The following is a 26,806-nucleotide window of genomic DNA, read 5'->3' as shown; positions in this document are numbered from 1 at the left end:
ATCAGCTTACTATTGCTTTACGAAAGCGTATCCGGTGAAATAAAGTCAACCTTTAGTTGGTTATTGTGGCATCAACACGTTGCTGTTTTATGCTACACCAACATGCCAGGCTTATTCCTGTGGAGTTATATATGAGCGATAAAATTATTCACCTGACTGACGATAGTTTTGACACGGATGTACTCAAAGCGGACGGGCTTGTGCTCGTTGATTTCTGGGCAGAGTGGTGTGGACCGTGTAAAATGATCGCCCCGATTCTGGATGAAGTCGCTGATGAGTACGAAGGCAAGCTGACCATTGCGAAGCTGAACATTGACCAGAATCCAGGCACTGCGCCGAAATACGGCATCCGTGGTATCCCGACCCTGCTGCTGTTTAAAAACGGCGAAGTGGCAGCAACCAAAGTTGGTGCCTTGTCTAAAGGCCAACTGAAAGAGTTCCTGGACGCCAACCTGGCGTAACCCCAGACTCTGCCGGCGTGCCAGCAGTCCTAATTTTTTTGGATCGCTGGACGCCCGGCTTCAGCCGTGCTAATTTAGTTTTGACTTCGTTTTGAACATACCTTTAGTTGTTTGAATCTAGCATTACCCCGATACTTCCCGCAGAGCAACACCATCGCGAGTGAAGTCGACAGATTCCGGGCTTATCACTTATTCCGTCTTATCGTTTCAGTTCTGCGTACTTTCCTGTGACCAGGCACCGATCAGACATAAGTTGATGGCCGTTAACAGGCATGGATGACCCTGCCATACCATTCACAACATTAAGTTCGAGATCTACCCCGAGTTTAAGAACCCACACCATTATGAATCTTACCGAATTAAAGAATACGCCGGTTTCTGAGCTGATCACTCTCGGCGAAAATATGGGGCTGGAAAACCTGGCCCGTATGCGCAAACAGGACATCATTTTCGCCATCCTGAAGCAGCACGCGAAGAGTGGCGAAGATATCTTTGGCGATGGCGTGCTGGAGATTCTGCAGGATGGATTTGGTTTCCTCCGCTCCGCAGACAGCTCCTACCTCGCCGGCCCTGACGACATCTACGTATCCCCCAGCCAAATCCGCCGTTTCAACCTCCGCACTGGTGACACCATTTCAGGTAAGATTCGCCCGCCTAAAGAAGGTGAACGTTACTTTGCATTGCTGAAAGTTAACGAGGTGAACTTCGATAAGCCGGAAAACGCGCGCAATAAGATTCTGTTCGAAAACTTAACGCCGCTGCACGCGAACTCTCGTCTGCGTATGGAACGTGGTAATGGCTCGACGGAAGACTTAACCGCACGCGTACTGGATCTGGCGTCGCCGATCGGTCGTGGTCAGCGTGGTCTGATTGTTGCACCGCCAAAAGCCGGTAAGACCATGCTGCTGCAGAACATCGCGCAGAGCATTGCTTACAACCATCCAGACTGTGTGCTGATGGTGCTGTTGATTGACGAACGCCCGGAAGAAGTGACCGAAATGCAACGTCTGGTTAAAGGTGAAGTGGTTGCTTCTACCTTTGACGAACCGGCTTCCCGCCACGTGCAGGTTGCAGAAATGGTTATCGAGAAGGCCAAGCGCCTGGTCGAGCACAAGAAAGACGTTATCATTCTGCTGGACTCCATCACTCGCCTGGCACGTGCTTACAACACCGTTGTTCCGGCTTCCGGCAAGGTGTTGACCGGTGGTGTCGACGCGAACGCCCTGCATCGCCCGAAACGCTTCTTCGGTGCCGCGCGTAACGTGGAAGAGGGCGGCAGCCTGACCATTATTGCGACCGCGCTGATTGATACCGGTTCGAAAATGGACGAAGTGATTTACGAAGAGTTTAAAGGCACCGGTAACATGGAACTGCACCTCTCGCGTAAAATTGCTGAAAAACGTGTCTTCCCGGCGATTGATTACAACCGTTCCGGTACGCGTAAAGAAGAGCTGCTCACTACGCAGGAAGAGCTGCAGAAAATGTGGATCTTGCGCAAAATCATTCACCCGATGGGTGAGATCGACGCGATGGAGTTCCTCATTAACAAGCTGGCAATGACGAAGACGAATGATGAGTTCTTCGACATGATGAAGCGCTCTTAATATAAATAAACCTCGGAAACGCCACGTTTTTACGTGGCGTTTTTTATTTGCGAGCTATACGCTATATGCACTGGGACAGGCATTGTCCGAGGCTGACCGCTCAAGAGTGATAGATAAATCTGTTGAATATCTCGTTCGGTTGAAAAACAGACAATAAAGCTTGTAAACGACCTGCTTTCTCATTTTATAGAGCATGGCAACGTCGTTATACTGCCAGGATCAACATTCGCTGAGAGCATCCATTGTGAATTTACTCACTGCGTGTACTGAATTATTCAGTATTTTCTTGTTCACAACCGTCTTTTTGTTTTTTGCTCGTAAAATAGCAAGATATATCGGACTGGTGGACAAACCCAACTATCGTAAACGGCATCAGGGATTGATCCCTCTTGTTGGGGGAATTTCAGTATTCGCAGGCGTCTGCTTTACGTTTGGTATCACAGATTATTACATTCCCCATGCTGCCCTCTATCTCTGCTGCGCCGGTGTTTTGGTCTTTGTCGGTGCGCTGGATGATCGATTCGATATTAGTGTAAAAATCCGTGCTGCTGTCCAGGCATTGATCGCCATTATTATGATGGTCGTCGGCAAACTTTATCTCAGCAGCCTCGGCTATATTTTTGGCTCATGGGAAATGGTGTTAGGTCCTTTCGGCTACATACTGACATTATTTGCTATATGGGCAGCAATCAACGCGTTCAATATGGTTGATGGCATTGATGGTCTACTGGGCGGGCTTTCCTGCGTTTCGTTTGCTGCGATCGGCTTCATTTTATGGTTTGACGGGCAATTCAGCCTTGCGCTGTGGTGTTTCGCCATGATCGCCGCGATAATTCCTTACATCTTATTGAATCTGGGTATTCTGGGACGTCGCTACAAAGTTTTTATGGGCGACGCCGGAAGTACGCTTATCGGTTTTACCGTTATTTGGATTTTGCTGGAAACGACGCAGGGCCAAACACACCCGATCAGCCCGGTTACGGCTTTATGGATCATCGCCATTCCTTTAATGGATATGGTGGCCATCATGTATCGCCGTTTACGCAAAGGGATGAGTCCTTTTTCGCCGGATCGCCAGCATATTCATCATCTGATCATGCGCGCAGGGTTTACTTCTCGTCAGGCTTTTGTGCTGATTACTCTTGCCGCCGCTGTGCTGGCCAGCATCGGCGTTGCCGCAGAATATCTCCGCCTCACCCCGGAATGGGTGATGTTGGCACTGTTTTTGCTAGCGTTCTTTTTCTATGGCTACTGTATTAAGCGCGCATGGAAAGTGGCGCGCTTTATCAAGCGAGTTAAACGCAGAATACGCCGTAATAGCGTTTCTAAATCAACACTAACCAAGTAAATCCGGGAAAGCGATGATTCAACCAGCGTCAGGAACACCTTTAACGGGTACGGAAAACGAACTGGATATCCGGGGTTTATTCCGTACTTTGTGGGCAGGAAAATTATGGATCGCGGGAATAGCACTGCTGTTTGCTTTGCTCGCCTTAGTCTGGACTTTCTTTGCGACCCAGGAATGGGGAGCCACCGCAGTTACCGACCGCCCCACCGTCAATATGCTGGGAGGTTATTACTCCCAACAACAGTTCCTGCGTAACCTGGACGACAAAGCTAACCAGACACCAACCGATCAGGTATCGGTAATGGATGAGGCGTACAAAGAGTTCATTATGCAACTCGCCTCGTGGGATACGCGCCGCGATTTCTGGTCGCAAACGGATTACTACAAACAGCGCCTGGTGGGTAACAGCAAAGCGGATGCGGCGACGCTCGATGAGCTCATCAATAACATCCAGTACACGCCAGGAGATGTTGTCCGCAACCTTAACGACAACGTTAAGTTAATTGCTGAAACCGCGCCAGATGCCAACAACCTGCTGCGTCAGTATGTCGCGTTTGCCAGCCAGCGTGCCGCCAGCCATCTTAATGATGAGCTGAAAGGTGCCTGGGCCGCGCGTACCATTCAGATGAAAGCGCAGGTGAAACGTCAGGAAGAAGTGGCAAAGGCTATTTATAACCGCCGTCTGCATAATGTCCAGCAAGCGCTAAAAATCGCCGAACAGCACAATATCTCTCGTAACGAAACAGAGGTTCCACCGGACGAATTGCCGGATTCAGAACTGTTTATGCTGGGTCGCCCAATGCTGCAAGCGCGGCTGGAAAATCTCCAAGCGGTAGGGCCGCAGTTCGATCTGGACTATGATCAAAACCGGGCAATGCTGAATACGCTTAACGTCGGTCCGACACTTGATCCCCGTTTTCAGACATATCGTTATTTGCGTACGCCGGAAGAACCGGTAAAACGCGACAGCCCGCGTCGTGCTTTCCTGATGATCATGTGGGGAATTGTCGGTGCGCTAATCGGGTCGGGTATTGCATTAACGCGCCGCCGTTCGAACTAAACGCCGTCCGAGATGAAGGCATGATGCCTTCATCCTCTAATCGAAGAGAATCGTTGTGAAAGTACTTACCGTATTTGGCACGAGGCCAGAAGCCATCAAAATGGCTCCGCTGGTACATGCGCTGGCAAAGGATCCAGACTTTGAAGCAAGAGTTTGCGTCACTGCGCAGCATCGGGAGATGCTTGATCAGGTGTTAACGCTCTTCTCGATTGTTCCGGATTACGATCTAAACATTATGCGGCCAGGGCAAGGGCTTACGGAGATTACCTGCGGCATTCTTGAAGGATTAAAGCCAATCCTTGAATCCTTCCGCCCCGATGTGGTGCTGGTGCATGGCGACACGACAACGACGATTGCGGCGAGTCTTGCCGCATTTTATCAGCGTATTCCTGTCGGGCATGTTGAAGCGGGCCTGCGTACTGGCGATCTCTCTTCGCCATGGCCAGAAGAGGCAAACCGCACATTGACCGGCCACCTGGCGATGTATCACTTTGCGCCGACGGAAAACTCCCGCCGCAATTTACGCCGTGAGAATGTTGCGGATAACCGCATTTTTGTTACTGGCAACACCGTTATAGATGCGCTTTTCTGGGTGCGCGACAGTGTGATGAACAACCCTTCGCGCTACGAGGCGCTGGCGGCGCGTTATCCGTTCCTTAATAGAGATAAAAAACTCATTCTTGTCACCGGGCATCGCCGCGAGAGTTTTGGTCGTGGTTTTGAACAAATTTGCCATGCGCTGGCGGATATTGCCGCGCAACATGATGATGTGCAAATTGTCTATCCGGTCCATCTGAACCCCAATGTCAGCGAGCCAGTAAACCGAATTCTTGGTCACGTCGATAACGTTACCCTGATAGAACCCCAGGATTACCTGCCGTTTTTGTGGTTGATGAATCATGCCTGGCTGATCCTGACGGACTCGGGTGGCATACAGGAAGAAGCGCCTTCGCTCGGCAAGCCGGTGCTGGTGATGCGTGATACCACCGAACGCCCGGAAGCCGTCGATGCGGGCACGGTTAAACTGGTTGGCACGGATCGCCAGCGCATTGTGGAAGAGGTCTCGCGCCTGCTTCATGACAACGATGCCTGGCAGGCGATGAGCCGCGCGCACAACCCTTATGGTGACGGGCTGGCCTGTGGCCGCATTTTGCACGCACTTAAAAATAATCGGGTAACACTATGAGCTTTAAAACCATTTCCGTTATTGGCCTGGGCTATATTGGTCTGCCTACCGCAGCTGCGTTTGCGTCACGGCAGAAGCAGGTTGTTGGTGTCGATATCAATGCCCATGCGGTGGAAACCATTAACCGTGGCGAAATCCATATCGTCGAGCCGGAACTGGGAAATGTAGTGAAATCGGCGGTAAACGGCGGTTATCTTCGCGCGAGCACCACACCTGTCGTCGCAGATGCTTACTTGATCGCCGTGCCAACGCCGTTTAAAGGCGAGCACGAGCCGGATATGGCCTATGTTGAGGCGGCGGCTAAATCCATCGCGCCAGTGCTTGGCAAAGGCGCGTTAGTGATCCTTGAGTCGACCTCACCGGTAGGGGCAACAGAACAGATGGCGCAGTGGCTTGCCGAAGCGCGCCCGGATCTCACTTTCCCGCAGCAGGCGGGTGAAAACGCCGACATTAATATCGCCTACTGCCCGGAGCGCGTGCTGCCGGGGCAAGTGATGGTTGAGCTGATTAAAAATGACCGCGTGATTGGCGGGATGACGCCGGTTTGTTCGGCGCGTGCCAGCGAGCTGTACAACATTTTCCTTGAAGGCGAATGCGTGGTGACCAACTCGCGCACCGCTGAAATGTGCAAACTTACCGAAAACAGTTTCCGCGATGTCAACATTGCGTTTGCCAACGAACTGTCGCTGATTTGCGCCGATCAGGGGATCAACGTTTGGGAGTTGATTCGCCTGGCGAACCGCCATCCGCGCGTCAATATTCTCCAGCCGGGGCCGGGCGTTGGCGGACACTGTATCGCCGTTGATCCGTGGTTTATTGTCGCGCAAAATCCGCAGCAGTCGCGGCTTATCCGCACCGCGCGTGAAGTTAACGACTTTAAGCCGCACTGGGTGTTGAGTCAGGTTAAGGCGATGGTTGCTGATTGTCTGACGACCAGCGGCAAGCGCGCCAGTGAAATCAAAATCGCCTGTTTCGGGCTGGCCTTTAAGCCCAATATTGATGATTTGCGTGAAAGCCCGGCAATGGAAATTGCCCTCGATATCGCACAGTGGCACAGCGGTGAAACGCTGGTGGTGGAACCGAATATTCATCAACTGCCGGCTAAATTCGCCGGACACGCCACGCTGGTAAATACCCATGATGCGCTGGCGCAGGCTGATGTGCTGGTGATGCTGGTTGATCATAACGAGTTTAAAGCGGTGGAGAGCACCAGCATTGGCCAGCAGTTCGTTGTTGATACCAAAGGTGTCTGGCGCTAAGCGAGCGTGCATAAAGGAAACAGCATGAATATTCACGGTACGGTAGAAGAGCTGACCTGGGAAAGTCGCTTTTTTAGTTTGCGTAGCGCGATTGTTCGCCTGCAACCCTCTGCTCCTGCGCTGACCCGCGCGGATTTCGCTAATTGGGAGCGTGTGCAGGTGAAACTGCCGGCATCGCAGCCCGGGATGCTGGATGCGTTGCAGCAGCTCGGTTTTCAACTGGTTGAAGGCGAGATCGACCTCTCGCTGGTTGTAGAGGAACAGGGCGTCGATCCGGCGGCTGAAGTGGCGACACTTGCGGATATCCCTGTGCTACGCCAGATGGCAGCCGAAATATTTGTGCAGAGCCGGTTCCGCGCACCCTGGTATCCAGCAGAGGCGAGCGGGCGTTTTTATGCGCAATGGATTGAAAACGCGGTAAAAGGCGAGTTTGACCATCAATGCCTGGTCTTCCGTAATGTGCATGGCGCTATCGCGGGCTTTGTCTCGCTGCGCCAGCTCAACGAACAGGAAGCCCGTATTGGTCTGCTGGCCGGACGCGGTATGGGCGAAAAATTAATGCAGGCGGCGTGCCACTGGGCGCGCCAGCGCGAGCTAAAACGTGTGCGGGTAGCGACTCAGCTTGGGAACACTGCCGCACTTAAACGCTATATTCAGAGCGGGGCGAATATTGAAAGCACCGCCTTGTGGCTATACAGGTGACTCTATGATCCCCTTTAACGCTCCACCAGTGGTGGGAACGGAACTCGACTACATGCAGTCGGCGATGGGTAGCGGTAAGTTGTGCGGCGATGGCGGTTTTACCCGCCGCTGTCAGCAGTGGATGGAGCAGCGTTTTCACAGCGCGAAAGTCTTGCTGACGCCTTCCTGCACTGCCTCGCTGGAGATGGCCGCGCTGCTGCTGGATATCCAGCCTGGCGATGAAGTGATCATGCCGAGCTACACCTTCGTTTCGACCGCCAATGCGTTTGTACTACGCGGTGCGAAAATCGTCTTTGTTGATATCCGCCCGGATACCATGAACATTGATGAAACGCTGATCGAAGCCGCCATCACCGAAAATACTCGCGCCATTGTGCCGGTGCATTATGCGGGTGTCGCCTGCGAAATGGATACCATTATGGCGATTGCTAAACACCATAATTTGTATGTGGTGGAAGATGCCGCACAGGGCGTGATGTCGACCTATAAAGGGCGGGCGCTGGGCACCATCGGCCATATTGGTTGCTTTAGTTTCCATGAAACCAAAAACTACACCGCCGGCGGCGAAGGCGGTGCGACGCTGATTAACGATCGCGCGCTGGTAGAGCGGGCAGAGGTTATTCGTGAGAAAGGCACTAACCGCAGCCAGTTTTTCCGTGGGCAGGTGGATAAATACACCTGGCGGGATATCGGTTCCAGCTATCTGATGGCGGATCTCCAGGCGGCCTATTTATGGGCGCAACTGGAAGCGGCAGAACGCATCAACCAGCAGCGCCTGGCGCTGTGGCAAACCTATTACGACGCGTTAAAACCGCTGGCGCGCGCGGGTCGCATTGAGCTGCCCTCGATCCCTGCGGAGTGCAGCCATAATGCGCATATGTTTTATATCAAGCTGCGCGATGAAGCCGACCGCAGTGCGCTGATTGCTTTCCTGAAAGAAGCGGAAATCCTCGCGGTGTTCCACTATATCCCGCTGCATGCTTCACCAGCCGGTGAAAAATTCGGCGAATTCCACGGCGAAGATCGTTACACCACACAAGAAAGTGAGCGTTTGCTTCGTCTGCCGCTGTTCTACAACCTGGCACCGGTTAATCAGCGCACCGTTATCAACACGCTTCTGAGCTATTTCAACTGACATGTCGCTGGCAAAAGCATCGATATGGACGGCCGCCAGCACGCTGGTCAAGATTGGCGCGGGCTTGCTGGTGGTCAAATTGCTTGCGGTGGCGTTTGGCCCGTCAGGTGTCGGGCAGGCGGGGAATTTCCGCCAGCTTATCACCGTGCTGGGTGTACTGGCAGGCGCCGGGATTTTTAACGGCGTAACGAAATTTGTCGCGCAATACCATGACGATCCTGCCCGTTTGCGCGTTGCTGTGGGCACGTCGTCCGCGATGGTGCTGGGCTTTTCGACGCTGCTGGCGCTGATTTTTCTGCTGGCGGCAGCACCCATCAGCCAGGGGTTATTCGGGCATAAAGATTATCAGGGGCTGGTGCGTCTGGTGGCGCTGGTGCAGATGGGCATTGCATGGGCCAACCTGCTGCTGGCGGTAATGAAAGGGTTCCGCGACGCAGCAAGTAACGCACTCTCTCTGATTATCGGTAGCGTGATCGGCGTACTGGCGTGGTTTCTCTGCTTCAAACTGGGTGGCTATCAGGGCGCATTGCTGGGAATGGCGCTGGTTCCGGCGCTGGTGGTTATCCCGGCAATGTTCATGCTGATGCGGCGTGGCAGTGTTCCGCTGGCGTACTTTGCGCCGAAATGGGACAACGGATTAGCGGGGCAGTTAAGCAAATTTACGCTAATGGCGCTGATCACCTCGGCGACCATGCCGCTCGCTTACGTGATGATGCGAAACCAACTGGCGGCACATTACAGCTGGGATGAGGTGGGGATCTGGCAAGGGGTCAGCAGTATCTCCGATGCTTATCTGCAATTTATCACCGCCTCGTTCAGCGTTTATCTGTTGCCAACATTGTCCAGATTGACCACAAAAGCAGAGATCTCGCGTGAAATCGTGAAATCGCTGCGTTTTGTGTTACCGGCGGTAGCGGCAGTAAGCCTTTGCGTCTGGTTGCTACGCGATGTGGCGATTTGGCTGCTGTTTTCTGACAAATTCACGGCGATGCGCGATCTGTTCGCCTGGCAGCTGGTCGGGGATGTATTGAAAGTGGGCGCTTACGTATTTGGTTATTTGGTTATCGCCAAAGCGTCGCTGCGCTTTTATATTCTGGCGGAAGTGAGCCAGTTCGCGCTGTTAACGCTCTTTTCGCGCGTGCTTATCCCGGCGCATGGCGCTATCGGCGCGGCGCAGGCCTATATGGCGACCTACATTTGTTATTTTGCCGCTTGTTGCGGCGCTTTTTTGATTTGGCGTAAGAAGGCATGACTGCATTGATTCACGTACTGGGATCGGATATCCCACACCATAACCAGACTGTTCTGCGGTTTTTTAACGAAAACCTTGCGGCTTCGGGCGCGTATGCCCGTGAATTTATGGTTGTTGGCTGCGACGAAGGGCAACGCGCGGCGTATCCGGAATTAACGCTGCACTTCTATGCCGATAAAAACGCGCTGGCAAAGGCCGTTGTTGCGCGCGCAAAAGCCGATCGCCAGCAACGCTTTTTCTTTCACGGTCAGTTCAACTTCGGCCTGTGGCTGGCGTTATTGCGCGGTGCTATCAGGCGCGAACAGTTCTACTGGCATGCCTGGGGCGCCGATCTGTATGAAGTGTCGCGTAGCCTCAAATTCCGTCTTTTTTATCCGCTGCGCCGTTTAGCGCAACGCCGGGTGGGCTGCATTTTTGCTACCCGTGGCGATCTGGCCTGGTTCGGGCAACGTAACCCTGGCGTGCGCGGCGAGCTGCTCTATTTCCCAACGCGTATGGATCCGGCGCTGAATACCATGGCGCACGAACTGCAACGGGAAGGCAAACTGACGATTCTGGTGGGTAACTCCGGCGACCCGAGCAACGAGCATATTGCTGCATTGCGAGCGATTCACCGCCAGTTTGGCGACACGGTTAATATCATTGTACCGATGGGTTATCCGGCGAATAACGACAGCTATATCACCGCGGTCCGCAACGCCGGTCTGGCGCTATTTAGCGCAGATAACTTGCGTATTCTGAGCGAAAAAATGGACTTTGATGCCTATCTGGCACTGCTGGCGCAATGCGATTTAGGTTACTTTATTTTCGCGCGTCAGCAGGGGATTGGCACGCTCTGCTTACTAATTCAGGCTGGCGTTCCCTGCGTGCTGAACCGGGAGAATCCGTTCTGGCGCGATATGGTGGCAGAAGATATTCCGGTGTTGTTTACCAGCGATGCGCTAAGCGAAGCGGTGATCCGCGAAGCACGGCGGCAGCTGGTGGCAGTGGATAAGCATGCCATTACGTTCTTTAGCCCGAATTACATTACGCTTTGGCATAAAACGCTGCGTATGGCTGCGGGGATCGTCGGATGAGCCCACTTGAGTTTTGCGGACTGTTTATCATCTGGCTGCTGGCGACGCTGTTTATCGCCACGCTGACCTGGTTTGAATTCCGCCGTGTGCGGTTTAATTTTAACGTTTTCTTTTCGCTGCTGTTTCTGCTGACCTTTTTCTTTGGTTTTCCGCTGACCTGCGTGCTGATGTTCCGTTTTAACGTCGCCGTGGCACCGCCGGGAATTATGATGCAGTCATTGCTGGCGGCTGCATGTTTCTATGGCATCTATTACGTGACGTACAAAACGCGGTTGCGGGCGAAAGCCGAACAGGTGACACGTCGCCCTCTGTTCACTATTAACCGGGTGGAAGCGCATCTGACATGGGTGGTGCTGATGATCATCGCGCTGGTGAGCGTGGGGATCTTCTTTATGCACAACGGCTTCCTGTTATTCCGCTTGCACTCCTATAGTCAGATCTTCTCCAGCGAAGTGTCCGGCGTCGCGTTAAAACGTTTCTTCTACTTCTTTATTCCGGCGATGCTGGTGGTCTACTTTCTGCGTCAGAGTGTGCAGGCGTGGCTGTTCTTTCTGGTCAGCACCGTAGCGTTTGGCCTGCTGACCTACATGATTGTTGGCGGGACGCGCGCCAATATCATTATCGCGTTCGCAATTTTCCTGTTTATCGGCATTATTCGCGGCTGGATTTCGCTCTGGATGCTGGCGGCAGCGGGCGTGCTGGGGATTGTCGGTATGTTCTGGCTGGCGCTGAAACGCTATGGCTTAAATGTCAGCGGCGACGAGGCGTTTTACACCTTTTTATACCTGACGCGCGACACCTTCTCGCCGTGGGAAAACTTGTCGTTGCTGTTGCAAAACTACGACAAGATTGATTTTCAGGGGCTGGCGCCGATTGTGCGCGACTTCTACGTGTTTATCCCTTCATGGTTATGGCCTTCGCGGCCTGGTATTGTGCTCAACACGGCGAATTACTTCACCTGGGAAGTGCTGAACAATCACTCCGGGCTGGCAATTTCGCCCACGCTGATTGGTTCGTTAGTGGTGATGGGCGGCGCGTGGTTTATCCCGCTGGGTGCGGTGGTGGTAGGCCTGATCATTAAATGGTTCGACTGGTTATATACTTTAGGAAACCGGGAAACCAACCGTTATAAGGCCGCAATTCTTCATAGTTTCTGCTTTGGCGCTATTTTCAACATGATTGTGCTGGCGCGCGAAGGGCTGGATGCGTTTGCCTCGCGGGTGGTGTTCTTCCTTGCTATTTTCGGCTTCTGCCTGCTGATGGCGAAACTGCTGTACTGGCTGTTTGACAGTGCAGGACTTATACATCGCCGCGATACGCGCGTAGTAAAACCCCTCTCCCAGGTGTGAAAAGGATTTAACATGACGGATAAGACGGCAGCGCCGCTGTATGACCTGCGCGGTCTGAAACTGGTTGGCTGGCGAGATATGCAACACGCGCTGGATTTTCTCTGTGCGGATGGGCAAATCAGGCAGGGCACGCTGGTGGCGATCAACGCGGAGAAAATGTTGACGCTGGAAGATGACGCGCAAGTTCGCGCGTTGATTGAGGCGGCGGAATATAAATACGCCGATGGCATCAGCGTCGTGCGATCGCTGCGCAAGAAATTCCCGCAGGCGCAGGTTTCTCGCGTTGCGGGGGCCGATCTCTGGGAACAACTGATGGCACGGGCAGGAAAAACGGGCACACCGGTGTTTCTGGTCGGTGGCAAACCTGAAGTGCTGGCACAAACAGAGCAGAAACTGCGTGCGCAATGGCAGGTGAATATTGTGGGAAGCCAGGACGGCTACTTTAGTCCGGCGCAGCGACAAGCGCTGTTTGAGCGGATCCGCGATAGCGGGGCGAAAATCGTCACCGTCGCAATGGGCTCGCCAAAACAGGAGATTTTTATGCGCGACTGCCGTGCTGTCTGGCCGGATGCGCTGTATATGGGCGTGGGTGGCACTTACGATGTCTTTACCGGCCATGTGAAGCGCGCGCCGAAACTCTGGCAGAAATCAGGGCTGGAGTGGCTGTATCGCTTATTGTCGCAACCGACGCGGCTGAAACGCCAGTTACGCTTGCTGCGTTATCTGCGCTGGCACTACAGCGGAAAACTCTGACTCTCCCCCGGCGGCGTAATGCGCTGCCTTTTTCCTTCCTGTTGCTGTTTTATTGTGCATTACTCCTGTTTTTTTTATACATCGTTTGCCATTTTCCTCATTTTAAGAAACCATTCGCTCACTCATTGCAGTGCCGTGGTGTTTTTTGCGCCAACCATTTCCGGGTCGGTGCAGCATGGCCTGTTATGAGCTGAGGAAAAACTCATAACAATAACCCGCAGAGCGGGCAAAGAAAGAAGCAAACACAACAGAGGATTTATGGCCGAAAACAAACCAGAGCTTCAGCGTGGTCTGGAGTCTCGTCACATCGAATTAATTGCCCTCGGGGGCACCATAGGCGTAGGCCTGTTTATGGGGGCTGCCAGTACGCTGAAATGGGCAGGCCCGTCGGTATTGCTGGCGTATATTATCGCCGGGATTTTCGTCTTCTTTATTATGCGCTCGATGGGCGAGATGCTGTTTCTGGAGCCGGTCGCCGGGTCTTTCGCGGTTTATGCGCATCGCTATATGAGCCCGTTTTTTGGCTATCTCACCGCCTGGTCCTATTGGTTTATGTGGATGGCGGTTGGCATCTCGGAAATCACCGCGATTGGCGTGTATGTCCAGTTCTGGTTCCCGGATCTTGCACAGTGGATACCCGCGCTGATTGCGGTGGGGCTGGTCGCCCTGGCCAACCTGGCTGCAGTGCGTTTGTATGGTGAAATTGAATTCTGGTTTGCGATGATCAAAGTCACCACCATTATCGTGATGATTGTCGTGGGCCTGGGCGTGATTTTCTTCGGCTTTGGTAATGGTGGTCACTCTATCGGTTTTGGCAACCTGACCGCACATGGCGGTTTCTTTGCCGGCGGCTGGAAGGGCTTTTTAACCGCGCTCTGTATCGTTGTGGCCTCATACCAGGGTGTCGAGTTGATTGGTATCACCGCAGGTGAAGCGAAAAACCCGCAAGTAACGCTGCGTAGCGCCGTCAGTAAGGTGCTGTGGCGCATTCTGATTTTCTATGTGGGTGCCATTTTTGTCATTGTTACCATCTTCCCGTGGAATGAAATTGGCACCAATGGCAGCCCGTTTGTGCTGACCTTTGCCAAAATCGGTATCACTGCGGCGGCTGGTATCATTAACTTTGTTGTGCTGACGGCGGCGCTGTCCGGTTGTAACAGCGGTATGTATAGCTGTGGTCGTATGCTTTACGCGCTGGCGAAGAACCGTCAGCTGCCGGCGGCGGTGGCGAAAGTGTCCAAAAGCGGCGTTCCGGCGATGGGTGTGACCATTTCTATCATTATTCTGCTGGTCGGCTCCTGCCTCAATTACGTGATTCCGAACCCACAGCGGGTGTTTGTTTACGTATACAGCGCCAGCGTGTTGCCAGGCATGGTGCCGTGGTTCGTGATTTTGATTAGTCAGTTGCGTTTCCGTAAAGCCCATAAAGAAGCGATTGCCAGCCATCCGTTCCGCTCGATGCTGTTCCCGTGGGCAAACTGGTTAACCATGGCATTTCTGATTTGCGTGCTGGTGGGGATGGGCTTCAACGATGACACGCGTATGTCGCTGTTTGTCGGCATTATCTTCCTCGCTGCGGTAACGGTGGCGTATAAGGTATTTGGCTTCCATCGGCATGCTGTGACGCAACGGGTGGGTGAATAAGAGGCAAAATGCGCAAAGCATAACCAAACGCGCATTTTCTTTAAAAAAAGCACTAGACAGCCGCGCCCGAAGTCCGTACTATCCACCCCCGCAACGGCGCTACGCGCCCGTAGCTCAGCTGGATAGAGCGCTGCCCTCCGGAGGCAGAGGTCTCAGGTTCGAATCCTGTCGGGCGCGCCATTTAAACCCGGCGCTTGAGCTGCGGTGGTTCGTGAAATATCACGATACCGCGTGAACAGATTTACAGTGGTGGCTATAGCTCAGTTGGTAGAGCCCTGGATTGTGATTCCAGTTGTCGTGGGTTCGAGTCCCATTAGCCACCCCATTATTTTGCAGTACAAGTTTCGTGGAATGCGAAGGTGGCGGAATTGGTAGACGCGCTAGCTTCAGGTGTTAGTGTCCTTAGGATGTGGGGGTTCGAGTCCCCCCCCTCGCACCACAACTTAGATTGAACAAAAAATTCAAAAAGCAGTAAAACGGCGAGTAGCGCAGCTTGGTAGCGCAACTGGTTTGGGACCAGTGGGTCGGAGGTTCGAATCCTCTCTCGCCGACCAATTTTGAACCCCGCGTAAGCGGGGTTTTTTGTTTTTGACTTTCTGCCACTTCTTCTGCATTGCTCGTCTTTCCATCCCCTTTTTTGCCTGTGTTGCTCGTGGACGACAATCTGCATCTGGCGTGTCGCTTAACGGTGACATGTAATCCTATGATTTTAAAAAGCTATAGTAATTAGTCTGCTATTTGTCGCTATGCAGCGACACTTTGGCTTTAAGGAAAGACGGTTAAACCGTGGTGGCGGGGCAAGAAACGCTGAATTTACTGATATTTTAAAAGTTTGCGCGCTGTAACATTAGTTAATGCAGTTATGGCACGGTATGTGCAATAATATACGCGTAGATGCTCATTCCATCTCTTATGTTCGCCTTCAGGCCTCATAAACTCAGGAATGATGCAGAGCCGTTTACGGTGCTTATCGTCCACAGACAGATGTCGCTTCGGCCTCATCAAACACCATGGACATAACGTTGAGTGAAGCACCCATTTAGTTGTCAAAGACCTGTTTTAACGCCTGCCTGATTATTCCGGCAGGCGTTTTTTTATGTCGTAACACTCCATGTTTCGGGTTGCAGGCGCGTTGGCTTTCCTGCAACTCGAATCAGAGTGTTAGTGAGGCGGGTTATTTTGCAGCGTCAGTAACAAACCGTCACGGCGCATGGTGGCGGCTTCTTCCGGTTGATGCAGGCGATCGAGACAGTCGGCGAGCCAGGCATAATCAAACGCGTCCGCACGTTGTTTCAGCGCGGCGCGAAACGCAAGACAAGCTTCCTGCCATTCACCGTGCTTCATCAACGATTGCCCCAGCGTACTCCACAGCAGCGGGCGATCGCCCTGCGTTTTGATTTGCTGGCGCAGGACTTTTTCGATCTGCTCCGGGTTATTGGTTTTCAGGCGAGGGATGACCAGTACCAGGCGATCGTCATATTGGCGCTTCAGACCATCAAGCACGATTTCTTGCGCAGTATCGTGATCGTCACACTCAATTAAGTGATCAGCGATGGCTACCTGCAACACCACCTGCTGGCGGGTTTTGCGGCTCTGGTTTTTCCACCAGGTTTTCAGCCCCTCGCTGCCCTGATCGGCACGCGCTTGATCCATCATGCCGATCCACGCCTGCTGCTGCAGAAGATTGCGGTGTTCATCGTCGCCAACGTTGGCTTTTGCCATCGACGGGATGATATCCACCAGCGACGTCCACGCGCCGGTGCGAATGTAAGCCTGCTCCGCCAGACGCAGTACTTCGGGGTGGCGGGGAGTGATTTCCAGTAGCTTATCCACGCCATGACGCGCGGCATGGTTTTCGTTACGCGCCAGTTGCAGGCGCACACGGGTGATTTCTACCGGGATCGGATCGTTTTCCGCCAGCTCTGCGGCGCGTTCCAGATGCTGGTTCGCACGCACTTCATCGCCGCGCTGCTGCGCCGCTTCTGCCGCCAGCAGGTAGTTAACCACCGGTTGCTCAGCGTGATCGGCATTCTTCGACATCAGCTTTTCAACTTGCTGATAATCGCCTTCCGCCAGTTTCAGCAGCGCCTGCTCAGTCTGTTTACGGGCGCGACGCCGCTTACGGCCGACGAACCAGCCACGCGTATGCGAGCCGGTACGGAAAATGCGGCGCAGCACCCACTCGAGAGCGAAGATAACCACCAACGCCAGCACCAGAATAATGACCAGCCCGGTAACGCTGGTTTCAATGTTGTAGTTATCGGTCTGGATCAGCACGTACCCCTGGTGCCCGGCAAGCATAGGGCCAAGCACGATCCCGGCGATCAACAGTGCAAAGAGCAATAACACTTTTAACATGGTTACTCTCCTTGCGCTGTAGGGGCTGCAGGCGCGGCAGGTGCAGGTGGCTGTTCAGCAGGAGCGGCTGGCGCTGGCTGAGCCATCAGATTACGTACGCGCGTCTGCATCAGTTTTTCCAGAATCGGCTGGCTTTGCAGTGATTCCGGCAAATCCATGGCGATGGTTTGCTGGCTCAGCTTGTCCACTTCCTCAAGAAACGCTTTGGTCGCGGCGTCATCGGTATCGTAGTAGGCCCGCACCCAGGTGGAGACATTATCCAGCGCTTGCTTGTAAGTCTCTTCCTGGTGGCGCGGAACGGCCTGCGCGGCAACCAGCAGGCGCGAACGGATGTTCTCACGCAGATAGATATCCTGATTCGGCGCGAGCAGCGGTACGGCTGTTTCATCACGACGGCGAATAGTAATAAAGCTGTCCATAAAGTTCTGCCAGCTTTTTTGCAGGTTTACCCGCCATTCGCTGATGGAGCCGGACAGTTCACTGCTGTCAGCGTCCATCGGGGAGTCATCATCGTTATTGTCCGCCAGACGCAGGTTATCAATCTGGTTGGAAAGCTGATTTAACTTCAGAATGGCACCGTCGTAATCCACCTGGGTGATGGCGGAAAGGCTGGCGATATCGTCTGTAATTGCGCGGCGGGCAGTGATAAGGCTCGGATCGTTCATATCCGCGAGGCTGGCATCGGCGCTTTTCAGCAGTGCCGCCGCGGTGGTGACATCCTGATCGCTCCACAGTTTGCGACCGGCCAGTTTCACCAGAAAATCAGCCTGAGCCAACTGCCAGGTTTTGGCGTCGGAACCGGAAATGGTCGCCACTTTCTGCTGCACTTCATTCAGCTCTTTTGCCAGCACGTCATTCTGGTGTTTGGCCGCTGCAAGCTCACTGGATTGCTGCTTGATTACGCCTTCCAGCTCCGCACGCTGCTTATCCTGCGATTGCTGTAGTGCAATCACCTGGTCGGCGAGTTCGCCATTGTTGTTGTTCAGGGTTGCGGTCTGCTGTTTCACCCAGCCATAAAGCCCTGCGCCAGATGCCAGTGCAATCGCGATGGCGATCGCGCTGAGTGCAAGGCTGGTCCTGTTAGCGCGTGCATTTTTCTCTGCTTTCTCCGGCGGCGGCGTTGCGCCGTCAGCCGCTTTGGTCTCTTCAACCTCAGCGGAGGAGTGTTGTTGTTCCGTCATTATGGCTTCCCATTATGAGAGTTATTGTAATGCGCGAAGCAGCGCATCGTTGTCGGCATTGTCAGCGACCTGAATATCCTGCCAGCCCAGATCCCGGGCGAGGTGCGCCAGACGTTCACTTACCACCACCAGGCGGCAGCGAAGTAACCAGTTCTCCCGATACCAGGGAGGAATAAGTGAATACAGTTGTTGCATCATTTCGCCGCTGGTGACCACAAGCGTGGTCACGCCGCGTGTGTGCCAGCGCATCGCTTCTTCCGCGCCGTCATAACATTTCGCGCTGCGTTGATAGCACTCGCAAAACTCAACGTCGGCGCCGCGCGCCGCCAGCGTTTCCGCCAGCACTTCGCGCCCGCCGTTACCTCGTAAGATTAGCGCATGCTTGCCCTGAACACTTTGTAATTCAGGTAATTGTAGCAACACTTCGCTGATTTCCCGATCGAGGGGATAGCGCACGTCAATCCCGCTAACGGTGTGCAGTGCCAGTGCGGTGGTGCGACCAATCGCGAAATAGTGCGGTTCGCGCGGAAAACGCAGACCTTGTTGTTGCAGGTGCGCGTGAGCGAAGGAAACGGCATGTTGCGACAGCGCGAACACCATGTCGTCTGCGGTTAACGCGGCAAGCCGGGCGGGCAGCGAACTCAACTCGCGACCCGGCGTGAATTCGATCAGCGGAAAGCTCCAGGCCACCAGCCCCAGTGTGCGCAGTCGGCTCACTAATTCTTCCCCAGCGGGGGACGGGCGGGTGACCAGAATGCTCATGCGGGGGCGTCTCCGTTATAAATTTCGGCCAGAATGGCGCGTGCGCCATTATCGAGTAACTCTTCCGCCAGTGAGATACCAAGCTGCTCGGCATCTTCCAGACGGCCGCGACGTTCGCCGCGTACCATGATGGAACCATCTGGCGCGCCAACCAGACCGCGCAGCCAGATCCCGCCATCAATCAGTTCAGCATAGCTGCCAATTGGCACCTGGCAGCCGCCTTCAAGACGCGTATTCATGGCGCGTTCGGCTTTCACGCGAACGGCGGTGTCGTCGTGGTTGAGCGGCGCGAGCAGGGCACGCGTACGCGTATCGTCCAGGCGACACTCAACACCTACTGCGCCCTGGCCGACAGCTGGCAGCGAGGTTTCCGGCGGCAGCGCAGTGCGAACGCGGGAACCCAGTCCAAGGCGATTAAGACCGGCAACCGCGAGAATAATCGCGTCATAGTCACCGTTGTCGAGCTTGCTAAGACGCGTGCCGACATTTCCGCGCAGGGAGCGGATCACCAGGTCCGGGCGATGCTCCGCTAACTGACACTGGCGGCGTAAGCTGGAGGTGCCGACAATGCTGCCTGCGGGTAATTCATCCAGCGAGTTATAGCGATTTGATACAAAAGCGTCGCGTGGATCGTCGCGCTCACAGATGGTCACCAGGCCAAGCCCTTGCGGGAAATCGACCGGTACATCTTTCATTGAATGCACGGCGATATCGGCACGGTTTTCAAGCAGTGCCAGTTCGAGTTCTTTGACAAACAGGCCTTTACCGCCCACTTTTGCCAGCGGTGTATCGAGGATCACGTCTCCGCGAGTGACCATCGGCACCAGTTCAACTGTTAGCCCAGGGTGGTTCGCCTCAAGGCGTTCCTTAACGTAATGTGCCTGCCAGAGCGCAAGAGGGCTTTGCCGTGTGGCAATTCTTAAAACATTGTCTAACATGCTTGTTACCGTCGTTATCGTCCGTTGACCATCCTAACATTGTTGCATTAGGGTGTCAGTGCTCGCGGTAGATTGCATGGGTGCGAGAAGGCGACACCTCTGCAATGCAGGCGCAACCGGGCTGTAATTCGGACTTTACAGAGAGCGTTTGATGCTACACTGGTTTGTAGCGCATCTTTCTTTACGGTCAATCAGCAAGGTGTTAAATTGATCACGTTTTAGACCATTTTTTCGTCACTCCCCCTATAAAGATAAAGGGCGAAAAAAGGTGACGGTTATTTTGGATTTTCTGTAAACATCAGGCGATATGTCTTGTACCTCTATATTGAGACTCTGAAACAGAGACTGGATGCCATCAATCAATTGCGTGTGGATCGCGCGCTTGCTGCCATGGGGCCTGCTTTCCAGCAGGTTTACAGTCTGCTGCCTACATTGTTGCATTACCACCATCCGCTGATGCCGGGTTACCTTGAAGGTAACGTTCCCCAGGGCATTTGCTTTTACACGCCTGATGAAAACCAACTTCACTACCTGAACGAACTTGAGATGCACCGTGGTATGCCGCCGCAGGCGTCGCCAAAAGGCGAACTGCCGATCACTGGCGTCTATTCTATGGGCAGTACCTCATCGGTTGGGCAAAGCTGTTCCTCGGACCTGGATATCTGGGTCTGCCATCAATCCTGGCTCGATAATGAAGAGCGCCAGCTGCTGCAACGTAAGTGCAGCCTGCTGGAGAGCTGGGCGGCCTCGCTCGGCGTGGAAGTGAGCTTCTTCCTGATTGATGAAAACCGTTTCCGCCACAATGAAAGCGGCAGTCTCGGTGGTGAGGACTGCGGTTCAACGCAGCATATCCTGTTGCTTGACGAATTTTACCGCACCGCCGTGCGCCTGGCCGGTAAACGTATTCTGTGGAATATGGTGCCGGGAGACGAAGAAGAGCATTACGACGACTACGTTATGACGCTCTATGCGCAGGGCGTTTTAACGCCGAACGAATGGCTGGATCTGGGTGGTCTGAGCTCGCTTTCGGCGGAAGAGTACTTCGGTGCCAGCTTGTGGCAGCTCTATAAAAGTATTGATTCACCGTACAAAGCAGTGTTGAAAACGCTGCTGCTGGAAGCTTATTCCTGGGAATACCCCAACACGCGTCTGTTGGCGAAAGATATCAAACAGCGTTTGCATGATGGCGAGATTGTCTCGTTTGGTCTCGATCACTACTGCATGATGCTGGAGCGCGTGACGGAATACCTGATCGCGATTGAAGACACCGCACGTCTCGATCTTGCTCGCCGATGTTTCTATTTAAAAGTCTGCGAGAAACTGAGCCGCGAGCGCGCCTGCGTTGGCTGGCGTCGCGAAGTGATTTCGCAGCTGGTAAAAGAGTGGGGCTGGGATGACGCGCGTGTAGCGATGTTGGATAACCGCGCAAACTGGAAAATCGATCAGGTACGCGAAGCGCACAACGAACTGCTCGACGCGATGATGCAGAGTTACCGCAACCTGATTCGCTTTGCGCGTCGCAACAATCTGAGCGTTTCCGCCAGCCCGCAGGATATCGGCGTATTAACCCGTAAACTGTACGCGGCATTTGAAGCGCTGCCGGGTAAAGTAACGCTAGTGAACCCGCAAATTTCACCGGATCTCTCCGAACCGAATTTAACCTTTATTCATGTGCCGCCGGGCCGTGCCAACCGTACGGGTTGGTATCTTTACAACCGCGCGCCAAATATGGATTCGATCGTCAGCCATCAGCCGCTGGAATATAACCGCTATCTTAATAAGCTGGTCGCCTGGGCGTGGTTTAACGGTCTGCTGACTTCACGTACGCACCTGTTTATTAAAGGCAACGGCATTGTTGATTTGCCGAAGTTGCAGGAGATGGTGGCGGATGTTTCCCACCACTTCCCGCTGCGGCTGCCTGCCCCGACGCCAAAAGCGCTCTACAGCCCTTGTGAAATCCGTCACCTGGCGATCATTGTTAACCTGGAGTACGACCCAACCGCGGCGTTCCGTAACCAGGTGGTGCATTTTGATTTTCGCAAACTTGATGTGTTCAGCTTCGGCGAGCAGCAAAATTGCCTCGTTGGCAGCGTAGATTTGCTCTATCGCAACTCGTGGAATGAAGTGCGAACCCTGCATTTCAACGGCGAGCAGGCGATGATCGAAGCGCTGAAAACCATTCTGGGTAAAATGCATCAGGACGCCGCGCCGCCGGATAGCGTCGAAGTGTTCTGCTACAGCCAGCATTTACGTGGTCTTATTCGCACCCGTGTCCAGCAACTGGTGTCGGAGTGTATTGAGCTGCGCCTCTCCAGCACGCGCCAGGAAACCGGGCGTTTCAAAGCGTTGCGTGTTGCCGGGCAAACCTGGGGGCTGTTCTTTGAACGTCTCAATGTCTCCGTGCAGAAGCTGGAAAACGCGATTGAGTTTTACGGCGCGATTTCTCACAACAAGCTGCATGGCCTTTCGGTGCAGGTGGAAACCAATCACGTTGAGTTACCTGCGGTGGTAGATGGTTTTGCCAGTGAAGGGATTATTCAATTCTTCTTTGAAGAGACCGGTGAAGAGGGCTTTAACATCTATATCCTGGATGAGAGCAACCGCGCGGAAGTCTATCACCACTGCGAAGGCAGCAAAGAAGAGCTGGTGCGTGATGTCAGCCGTTTCTATTCTTCATCTCACGATCGCTTTACTTACGGTTCGAGCTTTATCAACTTCAACTTGCCGCAGTTCTACCAGATTGTGAATGTTGAAGGTCGCGCGCAGGTGATTCCGTTCCGTAATCAGGCAATCAGCACCGCGACGCCGGCAAATCAGGATAACGATGCGCCGTTGTTGCAGCAGTATTTCTCTTAAGCGATTTGCCCGGCATGTCACCGGGCAATGAATGTCAGCGGAAGCTGACGGTTTCTCCCGCCTGTTGGCTCGCCGCTTGTTCTAGCAGATCCCAGAACGTCTCACCGCTGCGGTCGCACACCCATTCGTCGCCTTTCAGGTCAAAATGGTAGCCGCCCTGTTTGGTTGCCAGCCAGACCTGGTGTAGCGGTTCCTGGCGGTTAATAATGACTTTGCTGCCGTTTTCAAAGCTGATGGTCAGCACGCCGCCATTGATCTCGCAGTCGATATCACTGTCGCCGTCCCAGTCATCCAGGCGTTCTTCGATGGTCAGCCACAGGCCGTCTGCGAGGCGATGAAATTCACTGTCGTTCATTCTCTTATCCCGTTTTTTATGATGGCAGCAGTATAACGCGAAACATTTCCCGATGCCCTAAACGCGCAAACTCTTGCTTTTGTGTCTTCTCCTGCGATGATAGAAAGCAGAAAGAACGAACTTACAGGCAACTTATAATGAAAGATGTGTTTCGCACGCTGGCCGTACTGCTGACTCTGTTTAGCCTGACGGGCTGTGGTCTGAAAGGCCCACTCTACTTCCCGCCCGCAGATAAAAACGCGCCGCCGCCAACCAAAACGCAAACCAGCACGATTCAGCCGGCCACGCCGGATAAAAACGATCGTGGTGATGACGGCTCGCCGACGCAGGTGAATTACTGACGTTACCGTTCTGTATCCGCGCAAATGGAGTAGATGATGCAGTTCTCAAAAATGCATGGCCTTGGCAACGATTTTATGGTCGTCGACGCGGTAACGCAGAATGTCTTTTTTTCCCCGGAGCTGATCCGTCGTCTGGCGGATCGCCATCTTGGCGTAGGGTTCGACCAGTTACTGGTGGTTGAGCCTCCCTACGATCCTGAACTTGATTTTCACTATCGGATCTTTAATGCCGATGGCAGCGAAGTGTCGCAGTGCGGCAATGGCGCGCGCTGCTTCGCCCGTTTTGTTCGCCTGAAAGGGTTGACCAATAAACGTGATATCCGCGTCAGTACGGCAAACGGTCGTATGGTATTGAGCGTAACGGAAGATGAGCTGGTTCGCGTGAATATGGGTGAGCCGAACTTTGAACCGTCGCAGGTGCCATTTCGCGCCAACAAAGCGGAAAAGACCTATATTATGCGCGCGGCAGAGCAAACAGTATTGTGCGGCGTTGTCTCAATGGGCAACCCGCATTGCGTGATTCAGGTGGACGACGTCAACACTGCCCCCGTTGAAACGCTGGGGCCGGTTCTGGAAAGCCACGAACGTTTTCCTGAGCGTGCGAACATCGGCTTTATGCAAGTCGTTAAACCGGACACCATTCGCCTGCGCGTTTATGAGCGAGGCGCCGGGGAAACCCAGGCCTGCGGCAGCGGTGCTTGCGCAGCGGTTGCTGTCGGTATCTCGCAGGGGTTGCTGGCGGAAAATGTTCGCGTGGAATTACCAGGCGGTCGACTTGATATCGCATGGAAAGGCCCGGGCCAACCACTGTATATGACTGGCCCGGCGGCACATGTCTACGACGGGTTTATTCAGTTATGAAGCAGCCAGGGGAAGAACTACAGGACACCTTTACACAGCTGGATGACAGCGATGTCGTTGATTATCTGCTGCGTAACCCTGATTTCTTTATCCGCAATGCACGGCTGGTGGAACAGATGCGCGTACCGCATGCGGTGCGCGACACCGTTTCACTGGTGGAATGGCACATGGCGCGTTCGCGCAATCACATCAATGCGCTGGAAGAGAACATGACGCTGTTGATGGAGCAGGCCAGCGCTAACGAAGGTCTGTTTTATCGCCTGCTGCGTTTACAGGGACGGCTGGCGTCTGCGCCGAGCCTTGACGAAATGCTCAACCGTTTCCATCGCTGGGCGCGTGATTTAGGGCTGGCGGGCGCCACTATCCGCCTGTTTCCCGATCGCTGGCGTCTTGGCGCGCCGTCGAAATTTACCCATCTTGCGCTCTCACGACAGGCGTTTGAACCGCTGCGTATCCAGCGCCTTGGCCAGCAGCATCACTATCTTGGGCCGCTAAACGGGCCGGAGTTACTGCTGCTGTTGCCGGAAGCGAAAGCGATTGGCTCCGTCGCGATGTCGCTGATGGGGCAGGATGGCGCGCTGGGCGTTGTGTTGTTCAGCAGTCGCGACGTTCACCATTATCAACCGGGACAAGGCACGCAGTTGCTGGAAGAGATCGCGCAGATGCTGCCGGATCTGCTGGAGCGCTGGATTGAGCGCGTATGACCGATTCTCCGCTGTTTTCATTCGTCACCCGTTTTCTGCGCTACCTGGGCGTTGAACGCCAGCTCAGTCCTGTCACGCTTTTAAATTATCAGCGTCAGCTTGATGCCATTATTGCTTTGACCGAAGAAACGGGTCTGAAAAGCTGGCAACAATGTGATGCTGCGATGGTGCGTGCTATTGCCGTGCGCAGCCGACGCAAAGGGTTGGGGGCCGCGAGCCTGGCGCTGCGGCTTTCGGCACTGCGCAGTTTCTTTGACTGGATGGTCAGCCAGGGCGAGTTGCCTGCAAACCCGGCAAAAGGCATTTCCGCGCCAAAAGCGCCGCGCCATCTGCCGAAAAACATCGACGTTGATGATGTTAACCGGCTGCTGGATATCGATCTGAATGATCCGCTCGCCGTGCGCGATCGCGCAATGCTTGAAGTAATGTATGGCGCGGGTCTGCGTTTGTCTGAACTGGTGAATCTGGATATTAAACATCTGGATCTGGAAAGCGGCGAAGTGTGGGTGCTGGGCAAAGGCAGTAAAGAACGTCGTTTGCCGATTGGCCGCAACGCGGTCGTCTGGATTGAGCACTGGCTTGATTTACGCGGTCTGTTCGGCGCACAAGACGATGCGCTGTTTCTGTCGAAGCTCGGCAAACGTATTTCCGCGCGTAATGTGCAAAAGCGCTTCGCTGAATGGGGCATTAAGCAAGGGTTGAACAGCCACGTGCATCCTCATAAGCTGCGCCACTCTTTCGCCACCCATATGCTCGAATCGAGCGGCGATCTGCGCGGTGTGCAGGAGCTGCTCGGTCACGCTAATCTGTCCACCACGCAGATATATACTCATCTTGATTTTCAACACCTTGCTTCGGTATACGATGCGGCGCACCCGCGCGCCAAACGGGGGAAATAATGCGTTTTTACCGCCCATTAGGTCAGATCTCTGCGATCACCTTCGACCTGGACGACACCCTTTACGACAACCGGTTGGTTATCCAGCGCACAGAACAGGAAGCGCTGGCGTTTGTGCAGCGTTATCACCCGGCGTTAAGCAATCTGGAAAACAGTGAATTCCATCGTCTGCGCCAGTCGCTGCGGGAAACTGAACCGGATATTTACCACGATGTCACCGAGTGGCGCCGGCGTGCCGTTGAACGCGCGATGCTGGATGCCGGTCTGACCGCGGAAGAAGCCGCCGCCGGTGCAAATGCCTCGATGGTCAATTTTGCCAAATGGCGCAGCCGCATTGATGTGCCAGAGGAAACCCACGACACATTGACGAAGCTCGGCAAAAAGTGGCCGCTGGTGGCGATCACCAACGGTAACGCGCAACCGGAGTTGTTCGGCCTGGGCGACTACTTTGAATTCGTGTTGCGTGCCGGGCCGGACGGTCGCGCAAAACCCTTTAGCGATATGTATCATCTGGCGGCTGAGCGTCTCGGTGTGGCGATTGGCGATATCCTGCATGTGGGTGATGATCTGACCACCGACGTTGCCGGTGCGGTGCGCTGCGGCATGCAGGCTTGTTGGATCAAGCCGGAAGGCGCAGATCTGCTGCAAGCCAGCGACAGCCGGTTACTGCCGCATGTGGAAATTTCGCGGTTGGCATCCCTCACTACGCTGATATAATCACCA

Annotated in this window: 25 protein-coding genes and 4 tRNA genes; 24 read left to right on the top strand and 5 right to left on the bottom strand. The window is 54.0% G+C overall.

Annotated elements, in window-relative coordinates:
* The first annotated feature begins 131 nt into the window (after nt 1–131).
* The 18 genes from trxA (at nt 132) to AAIG26_RS21715 (ending at nt 15,383) form a co-directional block, all read left to right on the top strand.
* Complete coding sequence (gene trxA, locus AAIG26_RS21800) at nt 132–461, top strand: thioredoxin TrxA (RefSeq protein ID WP_017459713.1); 330 nt, start codon at nt 132–134, stop codon at nt 459–461.
* A gap of 173 nt (nt 462–634) precedes the next feature.
* Nucleotides 635–718: a rho operon leader peptide gene (locus AAIG26_RS21795; protein WP_141402849.1), complete on the top strand. Its 84-nt coding sequence runs from the start codon at nt 635–637 to the stop codon at nt 716–718.
* Nucleotides 719–805: 87 nt separating this feature from the next.
* Nucleotides 806–2,065, top strand: a complete 1,260-nt coding sequence (rho, locus tag AAIG26_RS21790; RefSeq protein WP_004386383.1) for a transcription termination factor Rho — start codon at nt 806–808, stop codon at nt 2,063–2,065.
* Nucleotides 2,066–2,309: 244 nt separating this feature from the next.
* The gene (gene wecA / locus AAIG26_RS21785; RefSeq protein WP_343181465.1) at nt 2,310–3,413 is read left to right on the top strand and encodes a UDP-N-acetylglucosamine--undecaprenyl-phosphate N-acetylglucosaminephosphotransferase; all 1,104 of its coding nucleotides are present in this window, start codon (nt 2,310–2,312) and stop codon (nt 3,411–3,413) included.
* A gap of 13 nt (nt 3,414–3,426) precedes the next feature.
* Nucleotides 3,427–4,473 carry an ECA polysaccharide chain length modulation protein gene (gene wzzE / locus AAIG26_RS21780; protein ID WP_343181463.1) on the top strand — a complete coding sequence of 349 codons (1,047 nt, stop codon included), beginning with the start codon at nt 3,427–3,429 and terminating at the stop codon, nt 4,471–4,473.
* 55 nt (nt 4,474–4,528) lie between these two features.
* Nucleotides 4,529–5,659, top strand: coding sequence for a UDP-N-acetylglucosamine 2-epimerase (non-hydrolyzing) (gene wecB / locus AAIG26_RS21775; RefSeq protein ID WP_160271403.1), 1,131 nt, complete (start codon nt 4,529–4,531; stop codon nt 5,657–5,659).
* On the top strand, nt 5,656–6,918 hold the full coding sequence (gene wecC, locus AAIG26_RS21770; RefSeq protein WP_343181460.1) for a UDP-N-acetyl-D-mannosamine dehydrogenase: 1,263 nt from the start codon (nt 5,656–5,658) through the stop codon (nt 6,916–6,918). Before wecB ends, wecC begins: the two co-directional genes overlap by 4 nt.
* Nucleotides 6,919–6,942: 24 nt before the next feature.
* Nucleotides 6,943–7,620: a dTDP-4-amino-4,6-dideoxy-D-galactose acyltransferase gene (rffC, locus tag AAIG26_RS21765; RefSeq protein ID WP_269232613.1), complete on the top strand. Its 678-nt coding sequence runs from the start codon at nt 6,943–6,945 to the stop codon at nt 7,618–7,620.
* A 4-nt stretch (nt 7,621–7,624) separates the two neighbouring features.
* Nucleotides 7,625–8,755: a dTDP-4-amino-4,6-dideoxygalactose transaminase gene (gene rffA / locus AAIG26_RS21760; RefSeq protein ID WP_044489541.1), complete on the top strand. Its 1,131-nt coding sequence runs from the start codon at nt 7,625–7,627 to the stop codon at nt 8,753–8,755.
* Nucleotide 8,756: 1 nt separating this feature from the next.
* The gene (wzxE, locus tag AAIG26_RS21755) at nt 8,757–10,007 is read left to right on the top strand and encodes a lipid III flippase WzxE (RefSeq protein ID WP_343181459.1); all 1,251 of its coding nucleotides are present in this window, start codon (nt 8,757–8,759) and stop codon (nt 10,005–10,007) included.
* A complete protein-coding gene (locus tag AAIG26_RS21750) occupies nt 10,004–11,083 on the top strand; it encodes a TDP-N-acetylfucosamine:lipid II N-acetylfucosaminyltransferase (RefSeq protein ID WP_045512933.1) in 1,080 nt (359 codons plus the stop codon). Before wzxE ends, AAIG26_RS21750 begins: the two co-directional genes overlap by 4 nt.
* Nucleotides 11,080–12,432, top strand: a complete 1,353-nt coding sequence (gene wzyE / locus AAIG26_RS21745; RefSeq protein ID WP_343181457.1) for an ECA oligosaccharide polymerase — start codon at nt 11,080–11,082, stop codon at nt 12,430–12,432. Before AAIG26_RS21750 ends, wzyE begins: the two co-directional genes overlap by 4 nt.
* Before the next feature lie 12 nt (nt 12,433–12,444).
* Nucleotides 12,445–13,185, top strand: coding sequence for a lipopolysaccharide N-acetylmannosaminouronosyltransferase (gene wecG, locus AAIG26_RS21740; RefSeq protein WP_020456007.1), 741 nt, complete (start codon nt 12,445–12,447; stop codon nt 13,183–13,185).
* A 258-nt stretch (nt 13,186–13,443) separates the two neighbouring features.
* Entirely contained in the window at nt 13,444–14,829 is a 1,386-nt protein-coding gene (locus tag AAIG26_RS21735; protein WP_020456008.1) for an amino acid permease, read from the top strand.
* Between the two features lie 103 nt (nt 14,830–14,932).
* A tRNA-Arg gene (locus AAIG26_RS21730) sits at nt 14,933–15,009 on the top strand.
* A 69-nt stretch (nt 15,010–15,078) separates the two neighbouring features.
* A tRNA-His gene (locus AAIG26_RS21725) sits at nt 15,079–15,154 on the top strand.
* Nucleotides 15,155–15,182: 28 nt separating this feature from the next.
* Nucleotides 15,183–15,268: transfer RNA gene (locus tag AAIG26_RS21720), tRNA-Leu, on the top strand.
* Between the two features lie 38 nt (nt 15,269–15,306).
* Nucleotides 15,307–15,383 (top strand) — tRNA-Pro (locus AAIG26_RS21715).
* A gap of 607 nt (nt 15,384–15,990) precedes the next feature.
* Here AAIG26_RS21715 and hemY read toward each other — a convergent pair.
* The 4 genes from hemY to hemC are packed head-to-tail and all read right to left on the bottom strand — an operon-like array spanning nt 15,991 to nt 20,068.
* Nucleotides 15,991–17,187, bottom strand: coding sequence for a protoheme IX biogenesis protein HemY (hemY, locus tag AAIG26_RS21710; protein ID WP_343181455.1), 1,197 nt, complete (start codon nt 17,185–17,187; stop codon nt 15,991–15,993).
* 2 nt (nt 17,188–17,189) lie between these two features.
* Nucleotides 17,190–18,368: a uroporphyrinogen-III C-methyltransferase gene (gene hemX / locus AAIG26_RS21705; RefSeq protein WP_020456010.1), complete on the bottom strand. Its 1,179-nt coding sequence runs from the start codon at nt 18,366–18,368 to the stop codon at nt 17,190–17,192.
* Between the two features lie 21 nt (nt 18,369–18,389).
* Complete coding sequence (gene hemD / locus AAIG26_RS21700; RefSeq protein WP_045512940.1) at nt 18,390–19,130, bottom strand: uroporphyrinogen-III synthase; 741 nt, start codon at nt 19,128–19,130, stop codon at nt 18,390–18,392.
* Nucleotides 19,127–20,068, bottom strand: coding sequence for a hydroxymethylbilane synthase (hemC, locus tag AAIG26_RS21695; protein WP_343181453.1), 942 nt, complete (start codon nt 20,066–20,068; stop codon nt 19,127–19,129). The genes hemD and hemC overlap by 4 nt, the downstream gene beginning before the upstream one ends.
* 312 nt (nt 20,069–20,380) lie before the next feature.
* Between hemC and cyaA the strand changes: the two genes are divergently transcribed.
* Nucleotides 20,381–22,924, top strand: a complete 2,544-nt coding sequence (gene cyaA, locus AAIG26_RS21690) for a class I adenylate cyclase (RefSeq protein ID WP_045512943.1) — start codon at nt 20,381–20,383, stop codon at nt 22,922–22,924.
* A gap of 34 nt (nt 22,925–22,958) precedes the next feature.
* Here cyaA and cyaY read toward each other — a convergent pair whose 3' ends face one another.
* The gene (cyaY, locus tag AAIG26_RS21685; RefSeq protein WP_343181451.1) at nt 22,959–23,279 is read right to left on the bottom strand and encodes an iron donor protein CyaY; all 321 of its coding nucleotides are present in this window, start codon (nt 23,277–23,279) and stop codon (nt 22,959–22,961) included.
* A 137-nt stretch (nt 23,280–23,416) separates the two neighbouring features.
* On the opposite strand from cyaY, the gene AAIG26_RS21680 reads away from it, so the two are divergent.
* From AAIG26_RS21680 to yigB, 5 genes are read left to right on the top strand one after another with little or no spacing between them, the layout of a single operon-like run.
* On the top strand, nt 23,417–23,620 hold the full coding sequence (locus AAIG26_RS21680; protein ID WP_020456014.1) for a lipoprotein: 204 nt from the start codon (nt 23,417–23,419) through the stop codon (nt 23,618–23,620).
* A 36-nt stretch (nt 23,621–23,656) separates the two neighbouring features.
* On the top strand, nt 23,657–24,481 hold the full coding sequence (gene dapF / locus AAIG26_RS21675; protein ID WP_020456015.1) for a diaminopimelate epimerase: 825 nt from the start codon (nt 23,657–23,659) through the stop codon (nt 24,479–24,481).
* Complete coding sequence (locus AAIG26_RS21670) at nt 24,478–25,185, top strand: DUF484 domain-containing protein (protein ID WP_313628098.1); 708 nt, start codon at nt 24,478–24,480, stop codon at nt 25,183–25,185. Before dapF ends, AAIG26_RS21670 begins: the two co-directional genes overlap by 4 nt.
* A complete protein-coding gene (gene xerC, locus AAIG26_RS21665) occupies nt 25,182–26,084 on the top strand; it encodes a tyrosine recombinase XerC (protein ID WP_020456017.1) in 903 nt (300 codons plus the stop codon). Before AAIG26_RS21670 ends, xerC begins: the two co-directional genes overlap by 4 nt.
* Nucleotides 26,084–26,800 carry a 5-amino-6-(5-phospho-D-ribitylamino)uracil phosphatase YigB gene (yigB, locus tag AAIG26_RS21660; protein WP_045512947.1) on the top strand — a complete coding sequence of 239 codons (717 nt, stop codon included), beginning with the start codon at nt 26,084–26,086 and terminating at the stop codon, nt 26,798–26,800. The genes xerC and yigB overlap by 1 nt, the downstream gene beginning before the upstream one ends.
* Nucleotides 26,801–26,806 lie beyond the last annotated feature (6 nt).

The sequence above is a fragment of the Kosakonia sp. PSU_27 genome (genome assembly GCF_039409795.1).
In the GTDB taxonomy this organism is placed as follows: Bacteria; Pseudomonadota; Gammaproteobacteria; order Enterobacterales; family Enterobacteriaceae; genus Kosakonia.
The sequence above is the reverse complement of the archived record's forward strand: the minus strand, read 5'-3'. Positions and strand labels throughout refer to the sequence as shown.